The 18,350-nt window shown below is 62.9% G+C and carries 20 protein-coding genes; 3 read left to right on the forward strand and 17 right to left on the reverse strand.

Translation table 11 applies throughout. The features are described 5' to 3' along the window. Positions 1–164 precede the first annotated feature (164 nt). The 9 genes from mnhG to MOX02_RS26430 all read right to left on the reverse strand — a co-directional run bounded on the left by mnhG (position 165) and on the right by MOX02_RS26430 (position 9,021). On the reverse strand, positions 165–515 hold the full coding sequence (gene mnhG / locus MOX02_RS26390) for a monovalent cation/H(+) antiporter subunit G (protein ID WP_147028791.1): 351 nt from the start codon (positions 513–515) through the stop codon (positions 165–167). After that, a complete protein-coding gene (locus tag MOX02_RS26395) occupies positions 512–793 on the reverse strand; it encodes a K+/H+ antiporter subunit F (protein WP_147028792.1) in 282 nt (93 codons plus the stop codon). Before MOX02_RS26395 ends, mnhG begins: the two co-directional genes overlap by 4 nt. Continuing rightward, positions 790–1,278, reverse strand: a complete 489-nt coding sequence (locus tag MOX02_RS26400; RefSeq protein ID WP_147028793.1) for a Na+/H+ antiporter subunit E — start codon at positions 1,276–1,278, stop codon at positions 790–792. The genes MOX02_RS26395 and MOX02_RS26400 overlap by 4 nt, the downstream gene beginning before the upstream one ends. After that, positions 1,275–2,909 carry a monovalent cation/H+ antiporter subunit D gene (locus MOX02_RS26405; RefSeq protein WP_147028794.1) on the reverse strand — a complete coding sequence of 545 codons (1,635 nt, stop codon included), beginning with the start codon at positions 2,907–2,909 and terminating at the stop codon, positions 1,275–1,277. The genes MOX02_RS26400 and MOX02_RS26405 overlap by 4 nt, the downstream gene beginning before the upstream one ends. Next, positions 2,906–3,250 (reverse strand): Na+/H+ antiporter subunit C, encoded by a 345-nt coding sequence (locus MOX02_RS26410; protein ID WP_147028795.1) that lies wholly within the window; start codon positions 3,248–3,250, stop codon positions 2,906–2,908. The genes MOX02_RS26405 and MOX02_RS26410 overlap by 4 nt, the downstream gene beginning before the upstream one ends. Next, complete coding sequence (locus MOX02_RS26415; RefSeq protein ID WP_147028796.1) at positions 3,250–6,189, reverse strand: monovalent cation/H+ antiporter subunit A; 2,940 nt, start codon at positions 6,187–6,189, stop codon at positions 3,250–3,252. The genes MOX02_RS26410 and MOX02_RS26415 overlap by 1 nt, the downstream gene beginning before the upstream one ends. Before the next feature lie 478 nt (positions 6,190–6,667). Further along, positions 6,668–7,657 carry a glutaminase gene (locus MOX02_RS26420; RefSeq protein ID WP_147028797.1) on the reverse strand — a complete coding sequence of 330 codons (990 nt, stop codon included), beginning with the start codon at positions 7,655–7,657 and terminating at the stop codon, positions 6,668–6,670. After that, positions 7,654–8,406, reverse strand: coding sequence for a TfuA-like protein (locus tag MOX02_RS26425; protein WP_147028798.1), 753 nt, complete (start codon positions 8,404–8,406; stop codon positions 7,654–7,656). Before MOX02_RS26425 ends, MOX02_RS26420 begins: the two co-directional genes overlap by 4 nt. Before the next feature lie 9 nt (positions 8,407–8,415). Then, positions 8,416–9,021: a helix-turn-helix domain-containing protein gene (locus MOX02_RS26430; protein WP_147028799.1), complete on the reverse strand. Its 606-nt coding sequence runs from the start codon at positions 9,019–9,021 to the stop codon at positions 8,416–8,418. Between the two features lie 522 nt (positions 9,022–9,543). On the opposite strand from MOX02_RS26430, the gene MOX02_RS31575 reads away from it, so the two are divergent. Further along, positions 9,544–9,699, forward strand: coding sequence for a hypothetical protein (locus tag MOX02_RS31575; RefSeq protein WP_170268003.1), 156 nt, complete (start codon positions 9,544–9,546; stop codon positions 9,697–9,699). A gap of 521 nt (positions 9,700–10,220) precedes the next feature. Here the strand turns inward: MOX02_RS31575 and MOX02_RS26435 are convergent. The 8 genes from MOX02_RS26435 to MOX02_RS31580 all read right to left on the reverse strand — a co-directional run bounded on the left by MOX02_RS26435 (position 10,221) and on the right by MOX02_RS31580 (position 16,998). Then, positions 10,221–11,150, reverse strand: a complete 930-nt coding sequence (locus MOX02_RS26435) for a universal stress protein (protein ID WP_147028800.1) — start codon at positions 11,148–11,150, stop codon at positions 10,221–10,223. Positions 11,151–11,598: 448 nt separating this feature from the next. Then, positions 11,599–12,066, reverse strand: coding sequence for an HPF/RaiA family ribosome-associated protein (locus MOX02_RS26440; protein ID WP_147028801.1), 468 nt, complete (start codon positions 12,064–12,066; stop codon positions 11,599–11,601). A gap of 1,605 nt (positions 12,067–13,671) precedes the next feature. Beyond that, positions 13,672–14,019, reverse strand: coding sequence for a hypothetical protein (locus MOX02_RS31790; protein WP_174804972.1), 348 nt, complete (start codon positions 14,017–14,019; stop codon positions 13,672–13,674). A gap of 399 nt (positions 14,020–14,418) precedes the next feature. After that, complete coding sequence (locus MOX02_RS26450; protein WP_147028802.1) at positions 14,419–15,372, reverse strand: LysR family transcriptional regulator; 954 nt, start codon at positions 15,370–15,372, stop codon at positions 14,419–14,421. Between the two features lie 258 nt (positions 15,373–15,630). Beyond that, the gene (locus tag MOX02_RS32755; protein WP_280525358.1) at positions 15,631–15,756 is read right to left on the reverse strand and encodes a hypothetical protein; all 126 of its coding nucleotides are present in this window, start codon (positions 15,754–15,756) and stop codon (positions 15,631–15,633) included. 90 nt (positions 15,757–15,846) lie between these two features. Next, entirely contained in the window at positions 15,847–16,353 is a 507-nt protein-coding gene (rnk, locus tag MOX02_RS26455) for a nucleoside diphosphate kinase regulator (RefSeq protein WP_238179961.1), read from the reverse strand. A gap of 38 nt (positions 16,354–16,391) precedes the next feature. Continuing rightward, complete coding sequence (rnk, locus tag MOX02_RS26460; RefSeq protein ID WP_147028803.1) at positions 16,392–16,805, reverse strand: nucleoside diphosphate kinase regulator; 414 nt, start codon at positions 16,803–16,805, stop codon at positions 16,392–16,394. A gap of 31 nt (positions 16,806–16,836) precedes the next feature. Beyond that, positions 16,837–16,998: a hypothetical protein gene (locus MOX02_RS31580; RefSeq protein WP_170268004.1), complete on the reverse strand. Its 162-nt coding sequence runs from the start codon at positions 16,996–16,998 to the stop codon at positions 16,837–16,839. 633 nt (positions 16,999–17,631) lie between these two features. Here MOX02_RS31580 and MOX02_RS26465 point away from each other — a divergent pair. Together MOX02_RS26465 and MOX02_RS26470 are read left to right on the forward strand one after the other, a co-directional pair. Continuing rightward, positions 17,632–18,069, forward strand: a complete 438-nt coding sequence (locus tag MOX02_RS26465) for a GreA/GreB family elongation factor (RefSeq protein WP_147028804.1) — start codon at positions 17,632–17,634, stop codon at positions 18,067–18,069. Between the two features lie 101 nt (positions 18,070–18,170). Continuing rightward, a partial coding sequence (locus MOX02_RS26470) for a saccharopine dehydrogenase NADP-binding domain-containing protein (protein WP_174804973.1) occupies positions 18,171–18,350 on the forward strand: 180 nt, incomplete at its 3' end.

An 18,350-nucleotide genomic window follows, 5' to 3' on the forward strand; every position in this document is an offset into this window, starting at 1 on the left:
GAGCAGGAACGTGATGTGACGACGGATGACCGTGCCCTTCACCATGCCCTGCGGAAGATACCATCCCACTCTGAACTCGTCCTCCTAGCAACTCGACGGTGGGCAGGTGGTCCATCAAGGTCTCTACGCCTAGAGGAGGCGAGACCAATGTCGTCTTTTGCGCTTCAGGAGTGATCCGGCCCTGGGATTCCGCCGGCATCTTCCGACCGGTCGCGATATAGCGCTGCCCGCACCAGCAGCATCAGCGTGACCGGTGTCGTCACAGCAACGAAGATCGTGATCAACAGTTCGTGCATCACGGGCCGGGTCTGCAGCACCGAGAAATAGACCATCGAAGCCACCACGATACAGCCGGTCCCGAGGGTCGTTCCGAGAGTGGGTGCGTGAGCCCGTTCGTAGAAGCTCTCGAGCCGTAAAAGCCCGATCGAGCCGATTAGGGTGACGACTGCACCGATCAGAACCAGTGTGGCAGTCAGCAGCGCAGCCCATGCAGGTAGTTCAGCGGCCTCGCTCATTCGATTACTTCTCCCCGCAGCAGGAACTTGGCGAGAGCTACGGTCCCGACGAAGCCGAGCACGGCGACGACGAGGGCTGCCTCGAAGTAGAGCGACCTGCCGGATCGGATGCCGAAGGTGAGGAGCAGCAGCATGGCGTTGACGTAGAGGGCATCGAGACCCGCCACGCGGTCCTGCGCCCTCGGGCCTCGAAGCATCCGGAACGCGGCGCATCCCATGCCCAGGGCCAAGAGCCCGTGTGCCATGAGCAGCGATGCCGTCAACACGCTGGTGCTCATGCAAAAATCTCCAGTAGGGGCCTCTCGTAGCGATCCTTGATCGTGCGCACCCAGTCGTCTTCATCGACCAGATCGAGGACGTGGATCATCAGCACGCCCTTCGCCGGATCGAAATCCACCCAGAGGGTGCCGGGAGTCGAAGTGATGATGCACGCCAGCATCAGCAGCCCATAGGGATCGCGCAATTCGAGAGGGATGTGCACGAAGCCTGAGGTCCGCTTCTGCCGTCCCTGACCCAGGATGATCGAGGCTACGGCGATGTTGGACCGGACGATGTCGGCCAATACCATTGACGAGAGCCGGAAGATGGCGGCTGGCCGCCTGAAGCGGGCCTTCGGTGGCCGCAGCACCGCCAAGGCCCATCCCCCGGCCAGCGCCACCGCGCTGCCGAGTAGGACATGGCCCACCGAAAGCGCTTGATTGAGCAGGAGCCAGACGACCAGAAGACCGGCGGACACGAGCGGGAACGGCAGGAGCCGCGTCATGACCGGCCCGCTCCGCGAGCTTCCGAAGCGGAGGGCGGTAGCACGTTGCCGATGTAGGATCGGGGCGTATGCAGCACCTCGGCTGTGTCCCGCATGTAGCGCATGATCGTACCGGCCTGGATCGTCAAAATCCCGCATAGGAAGATGAGGATGGCGACGGGCGCCATCTCGATCACCCGCACACGCGGGATCGTGCGGTTGGGCGCTGCCCAGAAGGTCCGGATGCCCGCACGGACCATCGCGATGAGTGCTGCCAACCCCGATAGGATCAGCATCGCGAGCAGGGCCCATGACGCACCAGAGATCGGGCCGCCGCTCCCGTTCGCCCCGGATGAGTTGAGTGCGGCGCTCAGAAGCGCGAACTTGGCGATGAAGCCGGACAGCGGTGGAAGCCCGGCAACGACCAACGCACAACCGATGAACGCGAGGCCCAGCAGGGCCATGGTGGCAGGGATGGCGACACCGATCTCTCCCTCTTCGTCATCGTCCTCTTCTCCGAAGGCCTCGCGCGTCACGGCGAGCACGTCCGCACCCGGCTCGCGTCCACGCTCTGTAAGCTCAACCAACAGGAACAAGGCACCGAGGCCGAGTGTCGAGCTTACGAGGTAGAACAACGCTCCGGTCGTCACCGCGACCTGCCCCATGCCGGTTGCAGCGAGCACGGTGCCCGAGGATACGAGCACTGAAAAGGCCGTCAGTCTCGCCAAGTCCTGCGAGGCCAAGGTCCCGATGACGCCGAAGGCGACCGTCGCCATGCCGCCGAACAGCAGCCAGTCTCCGCCGAATTGCGCCGATGCTCCGGCCTCGACGCCGAACAGGAGCAGCCAGAGCCTCAGCACGATGTAGACGCCGACCTTGGTCATGATCGCGAAGATCGCCGCAACCGGCGCAGCGGCGGCGGCGTAGGTCGTCGGGAGCCAGAAGCAGAGCGGCCACATGCCCGCCTTGAGGAGGAAGACGATCCCGAGAATTCCGGCTCCGGCTTCCAGCAAGGGCCGGTTCTCTGGCGTAATGGCCGGAATGCGGATGGCAAGATCCGCCATGTTGAGCGTGCCGGTGAGGCCGTAGATCAGGCTCACCCCGACCAGGAACAGGAGCGAGGCAGCCAAGTTGATGGCTATGTAGTGAAGTCCGGCCTTGACACGCAATGCGCCCGAACCGTGCAGTGCAAGTCCGTAGGATGCCGCCAGGAGCAGTTCGAAGAACACGAACAAGTTGAACAGATCGCCTGTGAGGAAGGCGCCATTGAGGCCCATCAGCAGGAACTGGAACAGCGAGTGGAAATGCGCGCCGACGCGGTGCCACCGGGCGAGCGAGAAGAGTAGCGAGGCGAATGCCAAGACGCTCGTCAGGAGCAGCATGAGCGCCGCGAGGCGATCCGCGACCAGCACAATGGCGAAGGGTGCCGGCCAAGCGCCGAGGCGGTACACCCCGGTCGATCCGGCTCGATTCGGCGGCAAGTCGATAACATGGAGAATTGCGATCGCTACGACGACCAACGCGAAGGTCGAGGAGAGACTGATCGCGGCCTTCAAGGCGCGTCGGCGCTCGCCCAGGAGAAGCATGAGGGCTCCTGCGAGCAGCGGCACCACGATGGGCGCGGCGAGCAGGTGGTCGGCGAAGCGGCTCACGAGTCCCGCTCCCGGCCGTCCACGTGGTCGGTCCCCGTCAACCCCCGCGAGGCCAACAGCACCACGAGGAAAAGCGCCGTCGTCGCGAAGCTGATCACGATGGCGGTGAGTACCAGGGCCTGCGGCAGAGGATCGGCGTAGAGCAAGGGGTCGCCGACTCCCCGCGTCGCAAGGACGGGCGGCGCGCCGATCCGCAGCCGCCCCATCGCGAGGATGAAGAGGTTGATCGCGTAGGAAAGCAGTGAGAGACCGATGATCACTTGGAAGGTGCGCGGTCGCAGGATTAGCCAGACGCCCGAGCCGGCGAGTGTCCCGATACCGAGGGCGAGGATGATCTCCATCACTCCACCTCCATCCTGCGAGGCGCCGGCTGTGGCCTAGGTCCCCGTGTTTGTGGTGCCGCCCGGTGACTTCGCACCGATTGATGCGCAATCGCGATCAGCATCAACACGGTGGCGCCGACGACGAGCGAGAACACGCCCAGATCGAACAGAAGCACGCTTGCCAGCGGTACGGGACCGATCAGCGGTACGTTCGCATAGGCGAAGTAGGAGGTCAGGAAGGGGCGCCCGAACAGCCAGGCTGCAGCGCCTGTTCCGGCCGCGACCAGCAGGCCAAATCCCATCCAGCGCAGCGGGAGGATCCGAAGGCGCGCCTCGAACCAATGGGTGCCGCCGGCCATGTACTGGAGGATGAAGGCAACCGCCATCGTCAGGCCTGCCACGAACCCGCCGCCGGGCAGATCGTGTCCTCGCAGGAAGAAGAACAGGGCGACGACGCCGATCACGGGGAACATGAGCCTCATGATCAACGCGGGGATGGTCATGGCATCTGCGATGGTGTCGCCAGTCGCACGTTCCGGATGCTCATCGTCGTAGGCGTTTTGGATGCGCTGCTGCTCTGGGAGCGGAACGCTTTCGGCTGCAGGACGGAACCGACGCAGGAGGGCATAGACCGTGAGTGCCACGACGCCGAGGACGGTGATCTCGCCCAGCGTGTCGAAGCCGCGGAAGTCGACCAGGATGACGTTGACGATGTTGGTGCCACCGCCTTGCGTATAGGCATTCTCGACGAAGAAGCGCGAGATTCTGTCGGGCACAGGTTCCGTCATGGCCGCGTAGGCCAGAGCCGCCACTGCGGCACCGGCGCAGAGGGCGAGGGTCAGATCGCGAGCACGGTGCCATTGGAGCATCTGCGTCCACCATCCCATCGCACCGGCCTCGGGAATGCGTTTAGGTAGCCAGCGCAACCCGAGCAGAAGCAGCACGGTCGTCACCGTCTCCACGACGAGTTGGGTCAGGGCGAGATCGGGAGCGGAGAGCCAGACGAAACTGATGCAGGCCACGAGGCCGGCTCCTCCGAGCAGGACGAGGGCGGCGAGGCGGTGAAATTTGGCGAGATGGGCCGCGCCGATGGCGCAGGCGGCCCCGACCGCCCAGACCAGAGCAAAGCCGGGATCGATGTCGGACACCGGACGTCCCGTCGAGAACCCGCCCGCGTAGAATGGCGCGGCCCCTGCGAGGAGCGCCATGCCCACCAGCAACCGTAGCTGAGGCTGGAGACGGCGCGTGCCCAAGAGGTTTTCCAGGCGCCTCGCCAGGCGCCACGACAAGAAGACGAGGATGCGCTCGAAGATGCGTTGCCCGTTCAGACGGCGCAGAAGCGGCGGCCCTTCGACACCGCTCAGCAGGTAGCCGTGCAACGCGAAATAGAGCGCCACGCCGCCGCTCATGGCGAGGATGCTCATGAGCAGTTCTGGGGTGAAGCCGTGCCAAATGGCGAGGCTGTATTCCGGCGTGTCACCTCCAAGGACTGCTCGTACGGCTGCATCCAGTGCTGGCCCGACCGTCATGGAAGGGATGATCCCAACTACGAGACAAGCCAGTACCAGCAGCTCGACCGGAAACCGCATCCACCGGGGTGGCTCGTGAGGAGTGCGCGGCAGACCCGTCGGTGGGGGGCCGAAGAACACGTCGCGGATGAAGCGCAACGAGTATGCGACGGTGCAGGTGCTGGCCAAGGTGACGATGTAGGGCAGCGCGTCATCGAGGAGGGAGCCGTTGTGGGTCTCGATCGTCTCCGCGAAGAACATCTCCTTCGACAGGAATCCGTTCAGCAGGGGGACGCCGGCCATGGCCGCTGCGGCGACCATCGCCAAGGTCGCGGTGACCGGCATGAAGCGCCACAGGCCGCTGAGACGCCGGATGTCGCGCGTGCCGCTCTCGTGATCAATGATGCCTGCCGCCATGAACAGCGACGCCTTGAAGGTCGCGTGGTTCAGGATGTGAAAGATCGCGGCGACGATGCCCAATGGTGCATCGAGCCCGATCAGGAGCGTTATCAGGCCCAGATGGCTTATGGTCGAGTACGCCAGCAATCCTTTGAGATCCTGCTGGAAGATCGCGATGTACGCGCCGAGGATGAACGTGATCAAACCGGCGGAACCGACGAGCCAGAGCCACTCGTCGGTCCCTCCGAGGGCCGGCCATAGGCGAATGAGCAGGAACACGCCGGCTTTCACCATCGTGGCGGAATGCAGATACGCGGAAACCGGCGTCGGGGCTGCCATGGCGTGCGGCAGCCAAAAATGGAACGGAAACTGCGCGCTCTTCGTGAGCGCACCGAGGAGAACGAGCAGAAGGGTAGGGATGTAGAGATGGTGGGAGCGGATCAGGTGCCCCGATGCCAGCACCCGGTCGAGATCGTAGGTGCCGACGATGTGTCCTACCAAAAGCACTCCGGCGAACAGGCAGAGTCCGCCGGCGGAGGTAACGGTCAGTGCCATGCGCGCACCGTCGCGGGCGGGCGCGTTCTGGTGCCAGTAGCCGATCAGAAGGAAGGAGAAGAGGCTGGTCAGCTCCCAGAAGAAGACGAGTTGGATCAAGTTGCCCGACAGCACAATGCCGAGCATTGCGCCCATGAACGCTAGCAGAAAGGAGAAGAACCGCGGCACGGGATCGGTCGGAGACATGTAGTAGCGCGCGTATAATACCACCAGGAAGCCAATTCCGGTGATCAGCACGGCAAACATCCAGGCGAACCCGTCGACCCGCAGCGTGAAGTCAAGGCCAAACTCGGGCAGCCACTCTATCTTGTTGCGGATGATCCCTCCCGCTGCAATGGCTGGAAAAGCTGTCGAGACCAGCACCAGACAGGTGAGAGCGGTCGCGCCGGCTAGCCACGTTTCCGCATTGCGGGCGTTGGATTGCAGCAGCGCCGCAAGACAGCTCCCGACGAAGGGCAGCATCACGATGGCAATGAGAAGCATTTCTTGCGGCATTGCCGTTGGTCAACCTTGCCAGCGGGAGGGCGGGGTTCAGGCTTTGGCTGGACTCCGTTCAAGGTGGCCGGCGTCGTGGAAGGCGGCAACGAGAGGGAAACGAAGCTGTCCGTGTAGGTCGGTTGCCGGCATGGCCGTTGATACGGATCCAGCCCCTGCACCTGCAGGCCGACGTTTTTCGACGGCTCAGCCGCTGGCTCAACACGACCCTCGTACCTCCGCTCGGCGGCCCGCATGATAATCGCGCAAGCAAGCGGACCGACCGGTAAGGGAGGCCATGATCGGAGACCGGCTTCGCCTGCCCGAGGTGAGGCACTTCTCCATGATGCATCTGCGGGCATTTGGTCGTGCCACAGAGAACGTTCCTGGGACGGAGCGTGCGAAGTCCGTACATCGCAATCGTGCCGGAACAGCGTGGTCGCGGGCATCGGGCGGTCTTCGAATGATTGAGCTCCATCGAATCCAGACGGACACCAAACTAGCGCGCGGGTTGAAGTCTTGCACTGAAAACCGACCAGCCCGTAGCCTCAGCGAGACGTTCAAGGGCTAGAGACCCCAATTTCGAGTTCCCGTTCTCGTTCAGACCCGGCGACCATACTGCAATGGAAGCAGAGCCCGGTACGATGGCCAAGATGCCGCCACCGACTCCCGACTTGCCTGGCATTCCGACACGAAAGGCGAAATCGCCCGATGCATCGTAGTGTCCGCATGTGAGCATCAAGGCGTTGATCCGGCGAGCCCTCCGTTCCGGAACGACGCGGCCGCCGTCGGGATGGCAGCCGTCCAACATCAGGTACCGACCGGCTAGAGCGAGCTGCCTGCATGTCATGGCGATCGCGCACTGGTGGAAGTATGTTCCGAGCACGAGTTCCACTGGATGCACGAGATTTCCGAACGAGCGCATGTAATTTGCAAGAGCGATGTTGCGGAAGCCTGTCTGGGCCTCGGACCGTGCGACTTCGTCGTCGATCGCAATCGTTTCGTCCTCGGCGAGGTAGCGGACGAAACGCAGAAGTTCCCCAAGGGCTTCACGGGGCCGATATCCCCCGAGGTTGACGTCCGTCACGACGATCGCGCCCGCGTTGATGAATGGGTTGCGGGGAATGCCGGCTTCCTGCTCGAGTTGCACGATCGAGTTGAAAGCCGTGCCGGACGGCTCTCGTCCGACCCGCTTCCACAACTCGTCGCCGACCTTTCCGAGCGCAAGCGTCAGGCCGAAGACTTTCGAAATGGATTGGATCGAGAAGCCGACGTCAGCGCTGCCGCCGAGCACGATGCCGCCATCCGCCGTCGCGACTGCCATTCCGAAATGCTCCGGATCGACCCGAGCAAGACTTGGGATATATGACGCGACTTGGCCGCGATCGGACTCGGATTGAATATCTTCGCAGATCCTCGCGACGATCGAGACCAAGCCCGGCGGATTGTTCCCCGGGGTGCGTAGGCGATGGCACGAAAAGGTCGTCATGAATGTTGATTTCTGCCAGGAGAACGGCGGATATTCGGCGTATAGGCATGACAACCTCGCATCCGGGTGGGACTTGAACTGCCGCCGAAAGCAGCGTGTCGGATCAGGAAACGTGCGTCGACGGCCTTGATGTCCAGTCGACGCTCCATCCTGCTTCTCAGCACCTTAGTGAGCCACCCGGGGGCTATATGGTCCGAAAGGCGGGAAGTCAGGGTATCCAGATCCCGGTTCGCCAGCGGGATGTCGCGGGCTATCGCCATCGCCGATTTCGCAGCCATACTGGGCAAAGCACCCCGATGGGCAGCGTCCTCAAGCGCGTGCCGCAAGCTGATCAACGGTAAGGTCAACGCCGTCAGGCTGACTGGATCGTAGAGGAGGGCGATCTCGTCCGTACCGCTGATCCGGCCGGAACGATATGTCTCGTACACCCACCCCCTGCCGATCATGCCAGCGTCCGAGAGTTCTGCCGCCCGCCATGCTCCGACGCTTCCGGCACCGCTGACCTTGACGCCTCGGGCGAGTGCATCCTCGATCTCATCGGAAGTCAGCATGATCTCAGGATCGAGAACACCATCGATGATGATCGCCGTGCACCCGTTGGGCAGCACGCTGAGGTCACCAGCCTCAACCGGAGGGCGCACCCTTGTCGGGATCAGACTACGGACCTCGTCCAATCCTAGGCTGAGGCCGGCAAATACGATCATGTCGGCGGCTGTGTTGAAGGACGAGCCAAGTCGATTCGCACTCAAGCCGCCATCCTAATATTGCGCATAGACGACGACCGACAGGTAGGTCATGGGCGTCTTGATGAGCTTGGCCGGCCCGTGCAGGGCCTGCGGGTCGAACAGCATCGCGTCGCCGGGGCGCAGGTGGTAGTCCTGGTCGGCGTGGCGGTAGCTGACCTCGCCGGACAGCATGTAGATGAACTCGACGCCGCTGTGGCGGAAGCCCGTGTAGGGCTCCGCGTCCTCCTCCAGGGTGATGAGGTAGGGCTCGAGCACGATCTCGCCGCGCAGTCCGGCGCCGAGCAGCTCGTAGATGTGGCCGACCTTGGTGCCGCGCCGCTCGATCACCACGCCCTGGCCGTTCTTCACGTACGAGCAGTCGCGGCTCTCCTCGAAGGCCGAGAACAGGGCCGTGATCGGCACGTTGAGCGCGCTTGCCACCGCGTTGATCGAGGCGAGCGAGGGCGAGATCTGCCCGTTCTCCATCTTCGAGATCATGCCGTGTGAGATACCGGCGGCTGCGCCGAGATCGGCCACCGAGAGGTCGCGCTCGCGCCGCATGACGCGGATCTGGTGGCCGATCGCGCGCTCGAGCATCCGCGGGTTCTCGCTCGGTGCGTTCGAGGTGGTGTGTAGCATTGTGAAGTGCTCTACGCCTGCCGACTTGCCGCCGCCCCCGGAGACCTCCGCACTTCGGCGAAGGAAATACACCTTCGATCCTTCGATCTGTGCGGCATCATGCTTCCGTCTTCGACTTGGACATTCAGGGATGCTGCCGAGCTCGAACCGCAATGCGCAGCTCGGGCGCGTTCTCACCCTCGGTCGTCGGCATGGATGGATGGGGGACGTGCTTCGAAGCGTGCTGACCCAGGCTTCAGCCTCTCGGGTCGTCTCACGCGACCCCGAGTTCGCGTTGAGACGCGAACTCGGGGCTACTTGCCCAGGATAAGCTGCCCGGCACGCTGCCGAATTCGGCTGAAGGCCACGTATGCCACCATGTGCTATACCTCGGGCATTCAACACCTGCTGTCAAACAGGTCGGCCGCCCAGAATAATGCAATTTCGCATCAACCCCATCTGCCGTTCCGATCGCACCTGGAGGCTTGCTGCAGGATGCCTCTGCCCGACATCCAGGCTCCACACTCATCTCGGGAGTTCGCCATGGCCGACTTGCGTTCTCGCAGCCAGCGGGGCGGTGTAGATGGCGTTCAAAGCCGTTCAGCTTCAAAGCGTGCGATTATAGTCAAGCTGATCAGATTGCTGATGTTCCTGGGCATATTCCTGACGGCGATTTTCGCATATCTGCGCATGAAGTAGATTTCGTACATCGGTCGCCACAGCAAATTCCCGATGGTTCTGGTGCAACAAGCGCTCATGCATACAGGACGCTTTGTAGGAAAGGAGACCTCACAACCGCTTCATGGCAGATCGTTGCGGCCTAGAGTGGCCGTGTTCGCAACACGAGCTAATAGACGCCCCACCGCCCGATTGGGGTTATAAGAATACAGAACAGAATTGGCGGGCGAGATGCGCCGCTATGCAAGGAAATTTTCGCAGTTTTCCTGAATATTCTCAGGTTGAACTTCTAATCCTGCTGTTTCCGGAGCTCGGAACAGTCGCCTAGAATCTGCACAATGCCGTTCTCGCCGTACCGAATGTCGCCGAAGTGTAGCTACCTGTGTTGAGCCGGCGAGCGGCCCCGACGCCGGGACCGCGCTAGGCGAGACTGCGGAATCGGCAACGGTGAGCCACCATCGGCCGGAGTACATCAACTTGGCTACATATGCCGAGCCCTCACGCGCACAACCTGTTCTAACGGCCGCGCCAGTCATAGCTGCCTACGGGGCTGCAACTCTGGAGGCTAGCTGCTCGGCCCAGACCGTCGGAGCAGGCGTAAGCAGCCGCATCCGCTCGCTGAGACCGAGCGGATGCGGCGGGACCACCAGCACGTCCACGCCTCCGGTGTCGAGGATGTCCTCGGTGACACTTCCGAGAAGCGCCTTCTTGATCCCGGTGCGGGCATGGGTGCCCATGATAACGAGATCCGAGGGCATCTGCTCGGCAAGGCGCACGATCACGTCCTGAGGCGAACCCTCTTCCACCCGCCTCGACCAATCCCGCGCCGCGAGACCGTCAGCCTCAAGGAAGGCATCGAACTCCTCCGCAAATGAGGAGCGCCAGTTCTCGACGTAGCTGTCGATCTGCTCGCGCGCGACGCCGAACGCCGATAGCTTCGGCTTCCCCGGTGCCTCGAACGCGTGCACGACAGTTACGTCAGCGCCGTTCGCGACCTCGAGCGATGCCGCGCTCCGCAGGGCGCGTGCGGAGGCATCCGAGAAGTCGACCGGGACCATGATCCGCGTGTAGGGCCCCGCGGCGGATCGACTGACCACGAGGACCGGGCGGCGTCCGTTGCGGATCAGGCTCCGAACGGTCCGCCCGGAACTGCGTGCTCCCGCCCTGTGTGGCGCGCCGGCCACGATTAGGTCAGCGTCGTGAGACAATGCCGCATCGAGGATCACGTCGGGAAGGCCCCCCTCGACGACGAGAGGCTTACACGGGACGTGGAGAAGTTCCGGCACAACGGCGATCTGCTCGGCGGTCATGCGTTGCGCTTCGCGGAGATCCCGTGCGACTTCAGGACGACCGGCGCCTTCCACAACATGCATGAGGATAATGTCCCCCCTGGTCTGAGCGGCCAGGATGCCGGCGCGACGCACGGCGCGCTGCGAGCGGGGTGAAAAGTCGGTGGCAACGAGAATACGCATGAGCCTCCTCCTAAGCGGAATGATGTCGGCTGGAGCCTGAGTGGAAGTGAGCTCGACATGCGCTTCCGCGTTCGCGGACAGGGTCCGCGCACGCTCGGCCACAGATGCGGCAGCCTTGAAGCTGTTTCTAAAGTGTCGAGCTAGCTGAGATGGACCGTCATTGCCCCGAGCGACGAGCTTTTGCTCGCCGGCATCGGGGCTAGCGGCCTGCGACGAGGCGGCCGGCTCTCATGTTGAGGGAGCGATCCAGCGAGAACATGACAATCATGGATATGGCCACTCCACTTAGATCTTCAACTATCCAGTCAATCATTTATGGCAGGGTGAGCAGCTCCACCACAGGATGGGCCTCGATTGACTTCCGAGCGCCTTTCTCTGCGGCGCACCAAGCCTGTTCCCTGCAATGGCTCACCTCCACTTGCGGTGAGGGACATTTCAATCCGAACTCCTAATCGGCTGCATCAAGCCCGTCACACTCCGCGAGGGTGAGACGCAGGTCGAGCGGCACGGTCGCGAACCGATGCCCGCGACGAGGAAAGCCCGCGTTCCGAAACGGGGCCGACGCGGGATTCAGGCCCGGCCGGCCGCCGAACCGGGGGAACTTGTCGTCCCGAAGGGAGCGCTTCAATCGCCTCAACCGCGTCGCCGCCCTCCGCAGGGCGCTATCGAGAACGTCGTGGCATGACGCACCCTGCGCCTGCCCGGTGATGACCCGCCGCGGTCCCATGTCAACGTTGACCGTGCAGCGATACCCCGTGCCCTCGCGGCTGAAGTAGATCGTCGCCGCGTTGAGGCGGCCGAAATACTTCGAGGCGAGGCGCTCGATGCCCGCACATGCGCGATGCCGCAACGCGTTGCCCAGAGAGATGCTGGAGCTTTGCACGACGATGGGCGCGCCGATGCGACAAGATTTCATGCTGACCTCCTGTTGAGTTGCAGGATCTAGATGGTTGGACCGCCCGGTAGCCGAGCGGATGAGCAAGAAGCCATGCCGGTCCATGCGAAGACGGCCGAGCAGCACTCAGCCCAGGACCTCGATGACGATGCGGCGAAGCTCCATCCTGTCGATGTTTGGGGTCTCCGGCTGCGATCCAGACGTCGCCTGAGCGGCGGCCGTGACCGATGAACCCACGGGCGTGCCGCCTGTGGTCTCCGAGCACATGGCTGGGCGTGGCATTGGCGTGGGAGCACCCTCATCGGGTCGTGAACAACAGGCGGTCTCATGTGTCGGATCTCTCTGTAAGGTATCGGAACGGCCATGCGTGCCGCGGCCCACGAGAAGCCGCGCTGATGCTGTCGCGCGCCGGGGCTTCGCGCCACGGACGAACGGCCATTTTTGATGTTTGGACGAGAAAGTCGGGAGATCGTCACCCCGAGCAGCCGAACGCTTGGCGTTCGCTGGCTACGGGGTTTCAGCGGCCTGCGACGAGACGGCCAGCTCTCTGATTCTTAAGACGACCCGAAATACACATGACAGCTCTGACTATAACTACTCTACGGCGTACTTCAAGGGCCTGCGTTGTCTCTTGCCTGTTAGATCGCCAGAAGCCGCGCGGCCTCGATGCGAAAATATGCCGCCGCGGCCTCAATGCGACGTGCAGGACGAGGGAGAGCGCGTTCCCGCGGAAGGTGGCCGACGATCTCCATGAACAGTGCCGAGCCGACCGGGCTTCAAAGCGTCCGACGAAGAACATCTTTCGTCGGCGCGTGTCGCCGCATCGTTCAGGCTCTCGCTCCCGCTTTCCTCATATGTGCGATCCGGGTCGGAATGCAGCCAAAACTAGTGAGAAGCAGCGGGACTTTCATCGACCGTTTGGAATGAAAACTTAGATTATACTCCGGTATTTACGGCTTACGACTTTGATTTTGTTACTTTGCAAGTAATCCGGTCAAGCGGAGGTTGAGGTATGCTGCCTCATGTCGATGTCCGAGTGGCCATGGTTATTGCGGTTCATACCCTCCTATCTCGCGGAGTCGCTATGTCGCAGGACACTGAACCCTATGTCCGCCGGATCAGGTCTTTCCGACAGCCCGGGGTGATGATCATCCTCCCGTCCGGTGATCTGTCTGCCATTTTCGCGGCATGTTCCGGAATCTGCGTGCAGCGGCGGCGATCTGTGCGCTCACACGGTCGTACTCTTGCAGGCACGGGTCGGCAGCCGCCGGGCGGGCCCGCGTCCATAAGCACGGGGACGGCTGAATGACCGGAGGGAGCTCGTCTTACGCGGAGCCTTCGATGAAGCCCTCGGGTGACTTTACCGCGAGACACGCGGTGACCGCCGCCGACCGGAGCCCTTCCGCAAGGCGTACCGGGAGAAAGAGGTTCATCATGGCGCATCCTCGACATCGGATTCATCTGGAGCTCGGGGGGCGTCTCGGTCGATCGGACCTACTCGCGGAGGCCAAACGGGATCATTGATCCTGCGACGCGACGACGGGCTACAATCGGCCCGGCAGCACCGCTGGTCACGTGCCCCAGCCGGGCGTTCGAACGAGTGGCTTTCCGGTGACGGCGCCACTCTCAGCCCACCTCAATCATGGCGGGCCGCTGCAGCCTGAGCAGAGTCTTTCGGGGAAGATGTTCGAAATAGGGTACGTATTCGTCTGCAGCCGTCTGGATGCGGCTTTCCTCGGCCAATGCGGACGGCATCGTCGAAGACACCATCTGGAACAGATAGTACCCGTTGTACTTGATGCTTTCCTGTGCCGCCGACCGGTCGAAGGGCGGCGGATTGCTCCTAGCGGTATCGATGCGGCCGGCAAAAATCCACCGCGGCGCACGGACGAAACCGAGAACCGGCGCATCCTCCGGTATCGCGCAGATGAGCTCGTCCTTTTCCGAATGACGAAAGAGATTGTATGCTGTCAAGATGGACCTCCTACATCCGCGGACCTGCTTCAGAACATCTGCCGTCATGTCGACGCACACTGGTCACTTCCTGAGATTCACTATTTTGCGCCACATTGAGCTACGTCTTGCGCCGAAACAAACGAAATTCTTTGGTGAATGAGATCAAGATTTCTGCTCGTTCGCCGCGGATCGGAAGCCGATGACCGATCGGACTTCCGAGGCGATGAACGATCGTGGCGGCCGCTTCGTCGCGACTCGGACTGCTGCTGCGGGTGCGGAGGTGAATCCGCCTGGTCGGTTGTGCTGCTCGAGCGCGGCCGTTCCCGCACGGGCCGCGACGACACGCGGAAAATCCAGTGCGGGGCGTTGCAACGGCTCGGCGGCCGGGCGCGAGTCGGAGCGGCGCTGGCGTCCCGGTTACGGAAGGACCAACCGGTCCGGCCTCACCTCGGCCGCCGGTGGCTCGGCAGGCGAGCCGGCCGGCGGCAGACCGCCCCGAAGACCGGTGAGACAGCCGTCTAGCTCCCACTCCAGCTCCGCGACCGCCCGCAGGCCGGGCAGCGCTGTTCCGATCACGTCGCGTTCGGCGTTTTCGGCGAAGACGGCGTAGACATAGTGCGGGAACTCCGGAGAATTCGGCACCAGCCGAAGCCGTCCTGTGCCGAGGTGCCGCTGAACGGCACTCTGGCGGAAGTAGCCCGAACCTCCGGCTTTGACGATGTAGTCGAGGCCCAGCGGACCGAGACCCACGCGCAGGTCGGAGTTCACGAAATGAGGAAAGCTCGCGCCGTGATGCGCTGCGAAGTCGTCGCCCCAATCGACGAAGACGTAGCCAGGATCGCAGACGTCGACGCGGGAGGGGTCCGTCGTCACGAAGACGAGCTTCTCCCTGATCACGAGTTCGACCCGCAATCCCGCAGTCAAGCGGGGAGCATGGACGAGGGCAAGGTCGAGCCGGCCGTCCGTCACATGACGCAGCAGAGCGTCCGAAAGATCCACCCGTGTCTGGAGCGCGATGTCGGAGGCGCTGCTCCGTATCCAGACCATCCAGTTCAGGAGCAGCGGGCTCCAGAGGCTCAACTCGCTCCCGATCCGAAACACGGTCCGGCTGCAGTCGGGAACCGACACTTGGTGCCGGGCACGCTCCCAGACTTGGACGAGAGTCCGCGCGAACTTCAGAAATCTCTCGCCTGCGGGCGTGAGGACCGAGCCGGATTTATTGCGTACGAACAACGGCTGCTGGAGCTGTTCCTCAAGCGAGTGGATGCGCGCGCTGACGGTCGTCTGCGTGACGTTCAGTTTCTTCGCTGCACGGCCGAAGTGCTCTGTCTCGACGATGGTCAGAAACGTCCGTGCAAGCTCGATGTCCATGAGGCGTTCTGTACGGTCAGGATGTCGTCCGCACTGTTCCACGCGGCGGCGCTGGAAGCGACAGGCAAGTAGGACGGTCTCGTGGATCCGGTCCGGACGGGATTGCGCCAGGGCGGCTCGGGCGCGATGCGGCGGGATCCGCACCGGTTTCCCGGAGGTGCGCGAGATAGCACGCTGCGGCCCGCTGGGGTCCGGCTTCGGAAATCCGGTAGCTTGGCTCGGTCGCGCCAGCGTCGCGATGCCGACTTCGGTGAAGCTTCAAAGTACGTGCCAGTAGACGCCCCACAGCGCGATAGGTGCGAGCAGAATGTAGAACAGCAGCGGCGGGCGCGAGGCGCGCCCATCGCGGGATGTCGGCGTGACACGAGCGAAGAATGGGGACATCTTTCGGCTCCTTCATGTTCCGGCGGGCCGGAAAGGGAGATCGCGCGGTCGGGGCCTGCGATGGTCCTGGGTTGTCCCTGGGTCGACGTGTCAGTAGCGCATGTGCGGAATTTCGAGACTCGTCTGGTAGGGTTGATACAGGACGCGCAGGGCCGTCACACCCCGCATCCCGCCGGACGGCGTCCGCCAGCGGATCGATTGCCCTTCCGACAATCCGATCAATGCCGCTCCGACGGGCGAGAGAACGGAAACCCGGTACTCGTCCCAGTCCTCCTCGCCGGGATAGACCAGCGTCAGACGTCCGACCTGGTCCGTCACGTCGTCGCGGTACTCGACACGGGTGTGCATGGTCACGGCCGTCTCCGGCACCACGTCCGGCGCGACAACGGTCGCGCGATCGAGCTCCGCCGCCAGCCATTCGGCCGTCCTGGCGTAGGCATGCGGCGGCCGCGCTCCCGAGGCGACGAGACGGAGCGTACGGAAATCCGGCATAGGAATAACCAGGGGAGGCAGGTCCTTGGAAATACTATCGCCCATCATCGCAAAGGTTCTCGTTGGATTTCGGGAGGCGGTGGATCCGGCGGCGATCCGGCTCACGCGGGTGCGCCGGACGGCAGGTGCGGGAGTGGCTTGTCCTAGACGACTGCGGGTTCCTTTACGTCGAGTACGGACAAACGCTTGATCACTCCGGACCGGGTCTCCCAATCGATCGCCTGGCCTGGACTCAGGCCAATGAGAGCCGCGCCAACGGGCGTCATGACGGACACCTTGCCCTGTTCGATGTCCGCCTCGCGGGGGTACACCAAGGTCACGGTCTGCGACCTTCCGGTTGTCTCGTCGCGAAATTCGACGCCGCATCCCATGCGCACGAACCCTCCGGAATACCGTCGGTCCCGGATGATTTGCGCACGGTCGAGCTCGTCCGCGAGAGCGGCGGCGACATCTGGCATTCGATCCATAGCCGCGGTGGCGAGACCGGATAGACGTTCATGGTCCTCCGCCGTCATCTTTATCCGGGGCTTGCCTGCCCCGTCCAACGCCTTCTTCATCTTACTGTTCCTGCTGCTGTAGTTTCCAAGCTCAGGCCGCCGTCGGACCTGGATCGTCGTCATCGTCGTGATCGGGGGCCTGATCGAGGACGACCCGCCGGTTCAACGGAAGAGGAATCACCTTCCGTTCGAGCTCTTCCTCGACAATGCCGGATTCCGGATTCGTGGATTGATCGTTCTTCACAGTTTCCACGGCTCGACCTCTTGGCAATTTAGGTAAGGCTGCGGACCGCGCACGGCAAAAATCCGTGCGTCGTCAGGACTTGTTCGTCCTGTCCGCGACATTGAAAGTTCGATGAAGAGGAGGGGACCGGCTTCTGTCGGTCAAAGCTGCGGGCGCTTCGGTGGAAGCTCTCCCGTGACCCCGAGCGGGACGACGGAGCGTCGTCGGCTCGGGGCTACCCGCCCGCGATCAGGTGGCCTGCCCGGTGCAGGGCACGATTAAATGTCGCAAGAAACGGCATGGTGCCTTAAACATTGGCCGAGTCGGCAGGAATGTCAAATCGCAGATGGTGGGGGCATCCCACCGCGGGGGCGTTCTCTCGAGAAGCCGTCATACCTCGCTTGACTTCCGTGGGACTCGGCTTATTCATCAGGACACTATGTCAAACCGCCTTCAAAGCATACGCCTCCTGGCGCGCGCGGGCAGCCTGCAAGCAGGCTCTTAAGCCCTGGCGCTTCGTTAGCCTTGCCAAGGCGAGGCCGGCTCCAGGGTAAATCTCCAGCACATTTTCGTTTCTCTTCGTGCACGCCCTCTTGATGGCTGTGCCGCGATCGCCTCTGCTCGGCAAAACTGAGCGGAGTGATCATGCTGTGAGGTGCCAGGTTGAACGCGGTTCACGAGCTCCCGCCGATCACGATATCCGACTACGACTTCGATCGCCTATTGATCTACGGTATCGATGCTTACCTGCGAGGCGACTACGAAGTCGGCTTTCTGCTATCGGAGCTGAAGCGGGCGGAACTCTGCCATGCACTTGATCTGCCGAAAGGTGTCGTGTCGCTCAATTGTCGTGCGGTCTATCGGCGGGACCATGAGCAGAGCCTGAGGTCGCACTTTCTCGTGCATCCTTGCGACCTGATGAACCCGGACGAGATCTCGGTGGCCAGTCCGCTGGGAACAGCGCTCCTCGGTCTGAGGGTTGGCGATCAGATGCCGTTCCGCGATGCCCAATGGAATACTCGGCACGTCGTTGCCGTCGAGGGTATCGGCTATCGATTCATCGAAGACGTTCCCCGGAAAGCAGTAGCCGTAGAGCACTAACGGCTTTCTGCATCCCAATCCTCTTGGCGACATCGCAGCTTCGGATTGCAGCGATGCTGTCGTTTCGATCGTAACCGATCTCCCCACAACAGGATGAAGATATGACTGAACGCCGCTGGCCTGTGCATGGCCACATAAGCGGTCCCATCGTGATGATCGGGTTCGGCTCGATCGGCCGTGGCACCCTGCCTCTGATCGAGCGTCACTTCACCTACGACAAGGCGCGCTTCACCGTGATCGACCCGTCCGACAAGGACCGGGCGCTCGCCGAGAGGCATGGC

Source organism: Methylobacterium oxalidis (assembly GCF_007992195.1).
Taxonomy (GTDB): Bacteria; Pseudomonadota; Alphaproteobacteria; order Rhizobiales; family Beijerinckiaceae; genus Methylobacterium; species Methylobacterium oxalidis.